This is a genomic window from Rhizobium sp. BE258 (assembly GCF_031457345.1).
Lineage (GTDB): Bacteria > Pseudomonadota > Alphaproteobacteria > Rhizobiales > Rhizobiaceae > Rhizobium.
This window is the reverse complement of the sequence record NZ_JAVDWL010000003.1, coordinates 717715-729963: the sequence shown is the minus strand read 5'-3', so window position 1 is coordinate 729963 and position 12249 is coordinate 717715. Positions and strand designations below refer to the sequence as shown.

The 12249-nt window shown below is 59.9% G+C and carries 13 protein-coding genes; 5 read left to right on the top strand and 8 right to left on the bottom strand.

The window, feature by feature from the left end; all coding sequences use genetic code 11:
* The first annotated feature begins 198 nt into the window (after positions 1-198).
* Together J2X43_RS14125 and J2X43_RS14120 are read left to right on the top strand one after the other, a co-directional pair.
* On the top strand, positions 199-1197 hold the full coding sequence (locus tag J2X43_RS14125) for a glycine betaine ABC transporter substrate-binding protein (RefSeq protein ID WP_112537675.1): 999 nt from the start codon (positions 199-201) through the stop codon (positions 1195-1197).
* Positions 1198-1287: 90 nt separating this feature from the next.
* On the top strand, positions 1288-1638 hold the full coding sequence (locus J2X43_RS14120; protein ID WP_112537676.1) for a hypothetical protein: 351 nt from the start codon (positions 1288-1290) through the stop codon (positions 1636-1638).
* Here the strand turns inward: J2X43_RS14120 and J2X43_RS14115 are convergent, their stop codons facing one another.
* Positions 1639-1794, bottom strand: coding sequence for an entericidin A/B family lipoprotein (locus J2X43_RS14115; protein WP_112387092.1), 156 nt, complete (start codon positions 1792-1794; stop codon positions 1639-1641). It abuts the gene before it with no gap.
* A gap of 96 nt (positions 1795-1890) precedes the next feature.
* On the bottom strand, positions 1891-2832 hold the full coding sequence (locus J2X43_RS14110; protein ID WP_310294781.1) for a LysR family transcriptional regulator: 942 nt from the start codon (positions 2830-2832) through the stop codon (positions 1891-1893).
* A 68-nt stretch (positions 2833-2900) separates the two neighbouring features.
* On the opposite strand from J2X43_RS14110, the gene J2X43_RS14105 reads away from it, so the two are divergent.
* From J2X43_RS14105 to J2X43_RS31045, 3 genes are all read left to right on the top strand, one after another.
* Positions 2901-3122, top strand: coding sequence for a hypothetical protein (locus J2X43_RS14105; RefSeq protein WP_162698669.1), 222 nt, complete (start codon positions 2901-2903; stop codon positions 3120-3122).
* 64 nt (positions 3123-3186) lie between these two features.
* Entirely contained in the window at positions 3187-3381 is a 195-nt protein-coding gene (locus tag J2X43_RS14100; protein ID WP_112537679.1) for a hypothetical protein, read from the top strand.
* 293 nt (positions 3382-3674) lie between these two features.
* Positions 3675-4694, top strand: coding sequence for a GlxA family transcriptional regulator (locus J2X43_RS31045; RefSeq protein WP_112387088.1), 1020 nt, complete (start codon positions 3675-3677; stop codon positions 4692-4694).
* A 37-nt stretch (positions 4695-4731) separates the two neighbouring features.
* On the opposite strand, the gene J2X43_RS14085 is transcribed toward J2X43_RS31045, so the two are convergent.
* From J2X43_RS14085 to J2X43_RS14060, 6 genes are all read right to left on the bottom strand, one after another.
* Complete coding sequence (locus J2X43_RS14085) at positions 4732-6063, bottom strand: diguanylate cyclase (RefSeq protein WP_310294779.1); 1332 nt, start codon at positions 6061-6063, stop codon at positions 4732-4734.
* Positions 6064-6273: 210 nt separating this feature from the next.
* Positions 6274-7104 (bottom strand): response regulator, encoded by an 831-nt coding sequence (locus tag J2X43_RS14080; protein WP_112387086.1) that lies wholly within the window; start codon positions 7102-7104, stop codon positions 6274-6276.
* Positions 7105-7319: 215 nt separating this feature from the next.
* A complete protein-coding gene (locus tag J2X43_RS14075; protein ID WP_112537680.1) occupies positions 7320-7583 on the bottom strand; it encodes a hypothetical protein in 264 nt (87 codons plus the stop codon).
* Between the two features lie 123 nt (positions 7584-7706).
* Entirely contained in the window at positions 7707-10301 is a 2595-nt protein-coding gene (locus J2X43_RS14070; protein WP_310294777.1) for a mechanosensitive ion channel family protein, read from the bottom strand.
* A gap of 88 nt (positions 10302-10389) precedes the next feature.
* Entirely contained in the window at positions 10390-10941 is a 552-nt protein-coding gene (locus J2X43_RS14065) for a DUF924 family protein (protein WP_310294775.1), read from the bottom strand.
* A gap of 13 nt (positions 10942-10954) precedes the next feature.
* Positions 10955-12010, bottom strand: a complete 1056-nt coding sequence (locus J2X43_RS14060) for a sensor histidine kinase (protein ID WP_112515973.1) — start codon at positions 12008-12010, stop codon at positions 10955-10957.
* Positions 12011-12249: the final 239 nt, after the last annotated feature.

Genomic DNA, 12249 nt, shown 5'->3' with positions numbered 1-12249 from the left:
TTTTTTGAACTTTTGTTGGCGGCGGCTTGTGCGCTGCGCATCGGCGCGCCCGGCTGAATGCGACAGGATTCGCTAATATTAGCCTTTATAAATCAATGTTTTAGGCCAAAAAAGCTCAACTGCGGAAAGTTGACCGCAACCTTTTCTGCGCTAGCATGTGCAAAATTAAAAATCCTGAGTGGAAATAAGGATGTGCAGATGAAGACCGCAGGAAAAATGCTGTTATTCGCCGCCCTTGTCTGCGCGTTTGCGACCTCGGCCGCGGCATCCGGCTGCGGAAACGTCTCGATTGCCGAGATGAAGTGGGGCTCGGCCGCCATCGCAGCGAATTTTGACAGGATCATTCTCGAAGCCGGCTATGGCTGTGACGTCAAGATCGTCCCCGGCGACACCATGCCGACCTTCGCCTCGATGAACGGAAAATCGACGCCGGACGTCGCGCCGGAACTCTGGGTCAAGGGTGTTCAGACCGAACTGGACGATGCCATCACCGCCGGCCGCCTTGTCGAAGGCGCGGAGATCCTTTCTGAGGGTGCAGTCGAAGGTCTTTGGATCCCCAAATTCGTCGCCGACGCCAACCCATCCATCAAGACGCTGGAAGACGCCCTCGCCCGCCCGGATCTCTTTCCGGGCGACGGATCGACGGACAAGGCTGCGATATTCAATTGTCCAACCGGCTGGGCCTGCAAGATCTCGACGCAGAACATCTACAATGCCTTCCATGCAGAAGAGAAAGGCTTTGACCTCATAGGAGCTGAAACGCCGCGGGCGCTCGATGCATCGATTGCCGATGCCTTTGCCGACAAACGCGGCTGGCTCGGTTATTACTGGGCGCCGACTGCGGTCGCCGGAAAATACGAGATGGTGCGGCTGGCGATGGGTGTCCCCTTCGACCAGGCAGAGTGGGACAACTGCACCTCCGTCCCCGGATGCGCCAAGCCCGAGCGCAACGCTTATCCGACATCCCAGGCGTTCACCGTCACCACAAGGTTATTCGCAGACCGCGCCGGTCCGGCGATGGATTATCTTCGCAAGCGCAGATGGGACAACGGCACGATCAACGACGTGCTGGCATGGCAGGATGAAAACGGTGAAAGCAGCCGCAACGCCGCCATCTATTTTCTGCAGAATTACCCGGAGCTCTGGACCCTCTGGGTGCCCGAAGAAGTGGCGGCCCGGGTGAAGCGAGCGCTTTAGCAAGCTTCGCGAAGGCCAGCGCCGTCATGATATGCCTTCGACAACGAAAACGCAGCCAGGCTGCGCCCATTGATATTGCAGGTGCTTGAAATGACCCCCGCCGCTTCTTTTCCCGATCGCGACACCGTTGCCAAGAAATTTGCCGGAAGCAGCGATGCCGACAAGTCCTATCTCCAGCTCCTGATGGAGAATGCGGCGCAGGACGACAATCTGGTCGACGGCCTGCACCGCTATCTCGATCAATCGGCCGAGAGCCGGTTTCTCAATTCGCTGAAGCTTGAGACGACGGGGAAATGGATCGGCTCGGCCGCTCCGGACCGCCTTCAAGTCCGCCTGATGGAAGCCGCCAAGTCCAGCCAGCATCCGGCCTATGAGGCTTTCCGCACGGGATTGGTGCGCTCCGGCGGCCTTGAAAGGGCCTATCCGGCAGCCAAGATCTGATTAGCGGCGTGCGGCCCGGTCGACAGAGCGGCCGGCATCCTGCGTCGCATTGACGGCATTGGCCGTATCGCGGCCGACGCCGCGGATCGTGTTACCGCAGGACGAAAGAGCAAGCAGGAGCATGAGGGCAGCGCCGATTTTGGCTGTGGTCGTCATCGTGGAATTCCTTTGAAAATATGACCTCTCCGAAGCGGCGAACGCCGCTCCGGCCGATAAACGCATCAAAGCCAAAAAGGTTCACGCCAGAATGGTTTAGGCAGCCGCGGCCTTCGCTTTTTCAGCAAAGGCAAAGCGGATGCTGTCGGCAACCGCCTGCATCGGCCCAGAGAGCTGCGACGCCGTTAGAAGGCGAATCTCGAAGGAGGCGAGCTCCGGCAGGCCCTCCTGCGCGCCGAGGATCACCATATCGTCGCTGACATAGGAGCGCGGTAGCGGCGCAATCGCCAGATCGGAAACCACAGCCGCCCTCTGCGCCATCGTATGGCCGCTGAGATAGGCCACGCGATAGGGCCGCTTGTTGCGCTCAAGCTGCGATAGCGCTTCCTGGCGCCATATGCAGCCCTCTTCCCAGATCGAGATCGGCAGCGGTTCCTTGCGATGCGCAGTGCCGCACTTGGCGCCGGCCCAGACAAGCTTCTCGCGGTAGACGATCTCGCCGCCGGTCGGGAACGGCCTGGTGGCGAAATTGACGAGCGCCAGATCGAGGCGCTGCTCTTCCATCCGCTTCTTCAGCCCGATGCTCATGTCGATGGTCACATCGACCATGATGCCGGGATAGCTTTCGGCGAAGCTCTTGAGAATGCTCGGCAGCAGCCGTTCGCCGATATCTTCGGGCGCGCCGAGGCGCACCACGCCGCTGAGCTCGGGCATGATGAAGCGCGAAACCGCTTCGTTCGAGAGCGCCAGGATATTGCGCGCATAGGTGAGCAACAGCTCGCCATGCTGCGTCAGCGTCACCGAGCGGGCGTCGCGCAGGAACAATGTCGCGCCGAGCTGTTCTTCGAGCTTCTTGATCTGCATGGAAACAGCCGAAGGCGTTCTGAACACCGCTTCGGCGGCCGTCGAAAAATTGCCGGTTTCCGCGATCGCCACGAAAGTGCGCAGAACATCATTATCGAGAAGCGGGATTGGCCTGCGAAAGGGCATCGTCATCGGCGCATCTTTCAATTTTTCTGATCTTAAGCACCATATCATTTCGTTTGGCTGAAAGTCAATCGAACCTTATATTTCACTCATGGCTGATAGACAAAGAGGAGGCCATGATGACTGACACCGTCCATTCTGCAATCGACGCCTTCTTCGCGTTCCGTTCGCGGCAGATCCAGCGGGCCGCATGGGACAACACCATGCGTCAGATGACGGCCTTGCCGCACCACCTGATCGCCGATGTCGATCCCTACGCTTCCGCATCTGCCGAACGCGAAATGATGCGAAAGACCTTCAACAAAACTGATGGTATCCATAAAATCTATTCGTTTGATTGATGGATACCAAAAGCCCATATCAGGTAACGGGCGCAAGACGCTCAACGATCAAAGGACAAGGAAAATGACCACCATCACCTATCGGGATAGCAAGAGCTCATCCGGCCTGCATTTCGACGTCGGCACCCTTCTGCATAAGGCGTCGCACGCATGGCACCAGTGGCAGGCAGCACGCGAAATCGAATCCATGCCGTTCGACATCCGCAAGGACGTGGGCTATCCGTCGGCAGAAGCAGCGGATGACCGCAAGGATATGTAATGAATGCGACATACCTCCCAGCGTGAGGGCGGCGCCCTGCCAATGGCAGCGCCGCCCTCATCGTTTCCGGACTGGTGAAATTTAATCTTGAATTTCAGACGCATATATTTGAAATCAGTTTCAGCTTGGGACTTTTGACGAAGCCGTCGCGCATTTGGCAGGCCGCTTAGCGTGGCATGTCGCAAAATAGCGCTTATCAGCCGCAGATTTCCATGCGAATGTCGCTTTCAGAACATCTAAGCGACGCATTCCACGCACCAATAGCGCATCGCCCTCCAGCATGGATTTTGCTCATGAACAAGATGCTGACCAAGAAGCGCTCTCTCGTCTTCTTTATGGTTCCCCAGTTCACCATGCTGCCCTTTTCGGCGGCGATCGACACGCTGCGTATTGCCAACCGCATGCTCGGCTATCAGGCCTATACGTGGCGCCTCACCTCGGTTGACGGCAACAAGGTCTATTCGTCCTGTGGCATCGGCGTCGAGGCGAATTCATCGCTCGCCGAAGAGCGCCGTCATCTCGGCGGCGAGAACCGCCCGAGCATGGTGCTGGTCTGTTCCGGCATCGATGTCGAGGATTTCAACAACAAGTCGGTCAATGCCTGGCTTCGCGAAAGCTATAACCGCGGCGTCGCCGTCGGCAGTCTCTGTACCGGCGCGCATGTGCTTGCTCAGGCCGGGCTCCTGAATGGCAAGCGCTGCGCGATCCACTGGGAAAACCTGCCGGGCTTCTCCGAAGCCTTCCCGCAGGCGGAGGTCTATGCCGACCTCTATGAAGTGGACAGCAATCTCTATACCTGCGCCGGCGGCACCGCCTCGCTGGACATGATGCTGAACCTCGTCGGCCAGGATTTCGGCGAGAGCCTCGTCAACCGCATCTGCGAGCAGCACCTGACTGACCGCGTCCGCAGCCCGCACGACCGCCAGCGCCTGCCGCTGCGTGCCCGCCTCGGCGTCCAGAATGCCAAGGTCCTGTCAATCATCGAGCTCATGGAAGGCAATCTTGCCGAGCCGCTGTCGCTGCTGGAGATCGCCGATGGCGCCGGTCTGTCGCGCCGTCAGATCGAGCGACTGTTCCGCCAGGAAATGGGCCGCTCCCCTGCCCGCTACTATCTCGAGATCCGCCTCGATCGCGCCCGCCATCTCCTGGTGCAGTCGTCGATGCCCGTCGTCGAGGTAGCCGTTGCCTGCGGCTTCGTCTCCGCCTCGCACTTCTCCAAGTGTTATCGCGAACTCTACAACCGCTCGCCCCAGCAGGAGCGCGCCGAGCGCAAGATGACCATGGCCACCGCGCGCCAGGCGCTGGCAGCCTGAAAACCAGACGATTGAGATCGAAAATGCGGAGCGGCGCCTATTGCGCCGCTTCTTGCGTCATGCGGGCATCCGAATAGACCATATTCCGGCCCTTGTGCTTGGCCATGTAGAGAAACTGGTCGGCAGCATTCAGATAGTTCTCGAAGCTTTCGTAGCCGGCAATCTCGGCAACGCCGATCGAAACCGTCACCGACAGCTCCTCGTCGTCAGCCGATACCGTCAGCCGCGACAGGTCGGATCGAACTTCGTCGCAGAGCTTTGTCGCCGCATGCGAATCCATCATCGGGAACAGGATGGCGAATTCCTCGCCGCCGAGCCGCGAGAGAAGATTGTCGCTGCCTTCGAAGATCGTTGCCAGGCGCGCGGCGACGGCGATTAGAACCTTGTCGCCGATCTCGTGGCCATAGGTGTCGTTCAGCCGTTTGAAATGGTCGATGTCGAGGATGGCAACCGAGCTTACCGCCTTCTGGCGCAGACACTGGTTCACGACCTTGGGGCCGGAATCATAGAAATAGCGGCGATTGTAGAGGCCGGTGAGATAATCGCATGCCGCCGCCGCCCTTAGCTGCTTCAACTGCGTCAGCGTCTCGACATTATTGGCGATCCGGCACTGCAGCTCTTCGGCAACGAAGGGCCGGTAGACGAAATCGCTGGCGCCGGCCTTCAGGAAACTCGCCGACAGCATCCTGTCGTTGGATGAGGAAACCCCGATCACCCGGATCTTGTCGGATCCGAACCGGTGGCGGATACGCCGCGTCAGCTCGTAGCCGCTCATATCGGGCATATGATGATCGGTAACCACAAGCTCGATATCGCTGTATGCCTCCAGCGCCGCCAGCGCCTCAAGTCCGGAATTCGCCTCGACCACCATATATTGCTGCGCCGTCAGCAGATCGACCAGGACCTGGCGGGCGGATTGGACGTCATCGACGACGAGAACCCGGGTCTTGCGGTTCAGGATTGCCCTGCGCACGGTGCCAACCAGGTTGTCGAGCGCAAACTCGTTGTCCTTGAGCACATAGTCGATGACGTTGCGCTCCATGATCCGGTTGCGCGTCGCAATGTCGAAGGTGGCGGTGAAGACGACGGCCGGGATCTTGTGCTCGATGGCGCAATCCAGCGCCTCGCCATAGGGCGAATCCGGCAGGTTCAGGTCGACGACGGCCATCGTATAGCCATGCGGATCCTGCGCCAGAGCTTCCTGCAGGGCCTTGAGCGAAGGGCACGTCTTGACGTTGAGACCGAGCTCGGTCTGGAAGCGGTGGCACAAAACGGCAGAAAACATCCGGGAATCTTCAACCAGAAGTATTTTGTGCCCGCCAAAACGCGGCACAGAGCTATCCCGATTGAAATCCGCCTGAAAAGCCATCCAGTCCCTTACTCCCCGCGGCGCCTGGAGCAGCCGAATCGGCTGTCCCCATAACAGCTTGGACGATAGCGGACACACCCAATTGGGTGAAGAGGCAGAACAGGCTCAAAATAACCTGAAATTGCAGAAATTCGAAGTCTCTTAACAACGGCGACAGGTCCCCGCCTCGATCGGGGACCTTTCGTACTCCGCGGCTCAGGATCACTCGTCTCAGGCAACCGCCCGTTCCCGTTTCATCGTCTTGATTTGCAGCAATGTGTCGAGGTTCTGATTGACGCGGCAATAGAACTCCTCGTCGATGAACGGACGCAGCATGAAATCGTTCCCGCCGGCCTTCAGGAAGCGCGCCGACAACAGCCGGTTCGACGACGACGAGACGCCGATGATACGCAGTTCGTGGGAGCCGATGCTGGCGCGAATGCGGCGCGTCAGTTCAAAGCCGTCGATGTCAGGCATGTTGTAATCGGTGACCATCAGGCCGATATCGCGGTTGGCCTTGAGGATCTCGAGCGCCTTGGCTCCACTTTCGGCAACGCTGACGCGGAAATTATAGCGCTTCAGGCGGCTGGAGAGCAGCGCGCGGGCCGTGGCGCTGTCATCGACGATCAGCACGTGATGGCGCTTGTTGGTGAGGAAGCGGCAAATGGATTCGGCCAGCAGATCGACGGCGAAAACATTGTCCTTGAGGATGTAGTCGACGATATCCTTGGCCATCAGTTCGTCACGCAGGCCCTCGTGGAAAGTGCCGGTAAAGACGATCGTCGGGATGCTGAGATCCACCAGATATTCGAGCGCTTCACCCTTTTCGGCGCCGGGAAGATTGATGTTCGAGATTGCTAGCGTGATCGGGTCGGAGGACTTGTCATAGGCCAGCTGGAGGTCTTCGAAATTACGGCAGACCTCGACATTGATATCGAAAAGCTCCTTGAGCCGGGCGCTGATCATCGACGTGAAGACATTGGAATCTTCTGCGAGAATAATACGCGCACCCGCAAACATTTCGCCGGAATATTGCATTCCCGAAATACCTAAAAACGACATAGCAAAACCTTTGAATGAAAATGTGTCCCTGGATGAGACAGATATATCAATTCATTTGAATAATGATTAATCGAGGCACCCGGAAAACCCGCCCGGAAGTTCTTGCAGATCGCGCCAAATGCTTTCTTATTCTTATGATTAAGAGATCGTGCGCAAGCATACCGGTCAGGCTGCGAAAAACCGCAGCTCTGCGCGGCCAGGATGTGAGTCACCGGCTACTTGATGACAGCCGAGCCCTTGACGATATCGATCGTCTCTCCGCCATCGAGCCCGATCCGGTCGCCATCAGGTGCGGTCATGAAGCACCCGGACGCACACAGCGTCTCGGAAGCGCCGCTATCGACGACGATCTCGACCTTGTTCCCGCCCTCGGTGATGACAACCACGACGGCGGCGGGATCGGTATTGGTGACGGTTGCCGCCCACGCGTTTGCGGCGGCAAAGAGGGAAAGAAGCAGTCCAACGGCAAGTCTTGCCATTCACAACGGCGCCTGCAGGCGCCCTCCCCAAGGGCTTATCGGCGCTGCTGCCCCCAGCAGCGAAAACCCGATTGCCAGGATCTTATAGCCAGCGGCGCGTGAATGGCCGCTGAATAAGACCCCTTACCCCTTGAGACTGCCATCGGCGGCCTTGCCGCGCAACTGGCGGACGGAGCCACCATCATCCTTCGGCGTTTTATCCTGAAGATTTTCCTCCATCGACGGCTTTGCCGCTGGCGCCGGAGGCAAAGCATTCTCGCGATGATAGGTAATGTCGCTCTGCGGCAGCGGGATCTCTATGCCCTCTTCCCTGAACCGCTTGAGGATGGCGATGCGCAAACCGTTGCGCACCTTCAGGCCGTCGCCCATATCCGCGAGCATGAAGCGCAGCTCGAAATCCAGCGAATAGGTCCCGAAGCGCAGGAACTCCACATGCGGTTCCGGATTGCGCAGCACCTGCGGTACGGCGTTCACCAGCTCCAAGAGGATATCCATCACCTTCTGCGGATCCGCCTCGTAGCTGACGGACACCGGAATTTCCGAGCGGCCGACCTTGTTGCGATGCGTCCAGTTGCCAACCGCGGCATTGATCAGCTCCGAATTCGGCACGATGATCGACTGCTTGCGGAAGGTCTCGATCTCGGTGGCGCGCACCGAGATACGCGTGACGATACCCTCGGCCGTGCCTGAGACGACATGGTCGCCGACCTTGAACGGCCGCTCGACCAGCAGGATCAGGCCGGAAACGAAATTCGAGACGATGTTCTGCAGGCCAAAACCGATACCGACCGACAGGGCAGAGGCGACGAGCGCCAGGCTTGAAAGGTCGATGCCGGCAGCCGAGACGCCGACGATCGCCGCAACGCCGACACCGAGATAGCCGATGCCGGTCTTGACCGAGTTGCGAACGCCGATGTCGACATGGCTGCGCGCCATGACATTGCCGTCAAGCCAGCGCTGCACCCAGCGCGTCACCAGATAGCCGCCGGCAAACAGCAGGATCCCTGTAAATATCCCCACAAGCGAAATGCTGATGCCGCCGAGGCGAACCTCGGTGAACAGCCTGTAGGCGATCTGCTGGAGATCCTGGATATGGAAGCCCCAGAGAAGGAGCACGAGCGGTATGCCGGTCATCAACGCCACGGCATAGATCGCAAGACCTGCCACAAGACCCGCCTGATCGATGGCAACCGCCCCCAGCTTGAAACGCTGGCTGAGGAAGCGGCCGATGAACGTATCGCCGAACGTCTCGGTCTTCGAGATCGCCTTGCCCGACAGCAAGCCGATATAAGTGGTGACGACGATCGCGCCCGTGATGATCAGCTGGGTTGCGACGAAGCGTGCCAGGCCAACATAGCCCGTCAGCGCGGTGACGATCAGGCCAACGCCAAGCACCCGGAGGATGATCGCCATGCCGCGCGGCCAATGGCGGCCCGGCGCATCCGGATCGCCGCCCCGGGCGAGCATCGGCCGTCCGAAAGAAGCGGCAATCAGGATCAGGCCAATGATCATCGCGGCGATCAGGCTGCGCACCACCGTCAGAACCAGCGGCGATCCCATCGCTTCGCTGACGCTGCCGAACAGATAATCGAGCGCGTTGACGACAGCCATGGCCAGCAGGCAGGCGCCGATCGACTGCGCGCCGCGGTTTGAAAGCCTGACCAGCCGCCAGTGCGGTTCGCGCGGTGCAAACACAGCATTGGTAAAACGCCGAACGAAATAGATGAGCCCGATCGCACCGAACAGCGCGGCAATCACAGGGGCGATATCCGGCCGGAGCACATTGAAACTGTCGAGGAAGAAATAGGACGTGACGAGCAGTGCCGCCAGCGACGATGTGCGGATCACCGTTGCCCAGAAGGCAATCGACAGGCGGCTGATATAGCTCGGATGCTCGATGCCATCGTCGCGCTTCAGGTAGCCGCCAAAGATCCGGTAGCCCCCCGACAACAGGATCAGCGCGGTCGCCAGCGACAGCAAGAGCGCGGTGAACAGCGGCAACCGCTTGAACTTCCAGACGAACACCATCCAGCCGGTCATGGCGTCGTTGAACTTGCCGATCTCGGTGAGGAAGGCGCTGCCGGCATCGTCGAGAACCGACATAGACACATCGGTGCGGCGCAGCAGCGTTGCGGCAAACAGACGGCGGCGGGTTTCGGCAACCTCGTTGATCAGCTTGTTGACCGCCATCGACAGGTTCTCGGCATCACCAGTCACCGCGTTGATCTGCGACCGTTCGGCGGTCAGCGCGTTACGCTCGTTGGTAACGATCTCCGCTTCCGGCGGTTGCCCGTCCTTCGGCGGCTCGCCGATTTCGGCAAGGCGGTTCTTGATCTGATCGAAGCGCGGACGCAGGCCGACGGATGTAGCGATCACGGCACGGCCGAGCTCGTCGACCTGACCGGAGAGCGTCACCAGCCCGTCGTCATTGTCGGAATTGACCTTGGCGCTCTCCTGATAGGCCGCAAGCTTCTTCTTCGCCGCCTCGATATCCTTCAGCGCCTGATCGAGACCGCTATTGGCAAGCGGCGCATCGGCCGCCGGGGCAGGAGCAGGAGTTGCGGCGGGCGCGGGTGCGGGTGCCGGCTGCGGTTGGGAAACGGCGGGAGCAGCGGGCTGTGTGACCTGCGCCAGCGGCACACCCACGGACTGCACGAGCGTCGCCAGCGTCAGCGCCACGAGTACGAAGGGTCGAAGCAGGAAATGATTGAGCCGCAAAATAATCCCCGCAGGATTCGCTTTTATCGATGAGGCCGCTTCTTATAGCAAAGAAAGGCGACAGAAAGGCGGAAGTCGAAATCCGCCGTTAGAAGCCTGCGCCGGGCTTTGCCAGATACGCAAGTTCTGCCGCGCTGGAATCGCGCCCGACAATGGCGTTCCGATGCGGGAAGCGTCCGTAAGCAGCAATCACCTCCCGGTGACGCCGGGCATAATCTGCATATTCCTCATCGCCGAGAGCCGCAAACAGCGTCACCGAACGATCCTGCTCGGCCAGCACCTCGGAATGCTCGAACGGCATGTAGACGAAACAGCGATGCGCCGCGTCGATCGCCATGTCGGCGCCCGCATCGACGGCAAGCTTCGCTTCGCGCAGTGCCAGCGGATCAGTGGCAAAAGCGAGCGGCGTCGCCCTGTAGATATTCCGCGGAAACTGGTCGAGCACGATGATTGCCGCCAGCCGCTGCTCCGGGCTCGCCCGCCATGTTTCCACCGCACCTCCGGCCAGAGCCAGATGCGTGTCGCGAAACCGCGCCGTGATTTCCGAGTCCAATTCCGGGGACGAGCGGAACCATTGATCGCGTCCGCATTCCTCCAGCCAGAAACGCAAAACCTCATCGGGCGTACAGATCGCTGCCAATACGGCCTCCAGCTCAGTTGATCGAAAAGACGAGCGTAGCCCGGGTACCGCGGTGCTGGCGGTCGTAACCGAGCTCGGATTTCAGACTTGCGGCCATCGCCGTCAGGATCTTCGTGCCGAGACCGGTTCCCTTGGCCGGGCTCGCATCGTCGAACCCTGCCCCGTCGTCCTCGACGATCACGGAAAGCTGGCCATCCGTATGGTCGATGATGACGCGAACCTCACCCTCGACGCCGTCACCATAGGCATATTTGAAGGCGTTGGTCACCAGCTCGCTAACGATCAAGCCGAGCGTGATCACCTTGTCGGTGGCGAGATTGACTGCCTGGGCCGTCAGCACCACGCGATGCGGCCGCTTGTCGTCACGCATCGACGCTTCGAGCTCGCTGAGCAGGCTGCCGAGATACTCATCGATCTGGACGGTACCGACCTGCCGGTTGGTATAGAGGCGCCGGTGTACGCTGGCGATCGCGTTGATGCGCATCTGCGTTTCCTGCAGCGCGTCGATCGCCACCTGATCCGTCGTCACCGAAGACTGCATGCGGATCAGCGCGCCAACGAGGCCGAGACTGTTGGCGATGCGGTGGTTGACCTCGGCGAGCAGCATTTCCGCGTGATCGCGCTGCTGGCGGATAACCTCCTGCGCATGCGCCGTGTCGCGGCGGAACCGTGCCCGCTCCAGCCCCTGCTCGAGAGCCGCCGCCAGAAGGTCGAAATAGTCGTGTGAGATTCCCTTCAGCACATAGTCGTCGGCGCCGGCCTTCAAGGCGGCGACCGCAACGCTGGTATCGCCGGAAGCCGTGGCATAGATGACCGGCGGATGATCCGGCAGCTCCATCAGCTTCGGCAGGATGTCGAGCCCGGTTTCTGCCTTCAGGAAATGGTCCAGAATGACGGCATCGATTGCACCTTCGGCGACCCGCTTCAGGCCCGTAGCGCCATCTTCGGCCCATTCGACGGTGAAGCCGCGCCGCGACAGATTCCGGCGCATGAGCATGGCCAGCGCTTCATCGTCGTCGATGTAGAGGATACGGATCGTCTTCTCCGTATCGCCTTTGACCTCACCCATTCCGCCTCCGGACTCTGCCGCGCAGAAACGTGGCAGCCTGTCGGCCGAATCGTCTGCTCCCGATTGTGGTATTGCATCGATCATCGCGCGTAAACAGCGGCAAATCCTCCGCTTCCCGGCAACTGAATCGACTGTCCGATTTCAAACGAACTCATCCGGCAATAAGACCTCAGCCTCCCGGAAAAGCCCGGCAGAGGCGCAATATGTGAAAGGCAAAACTCAGGAAGACACACTCACCC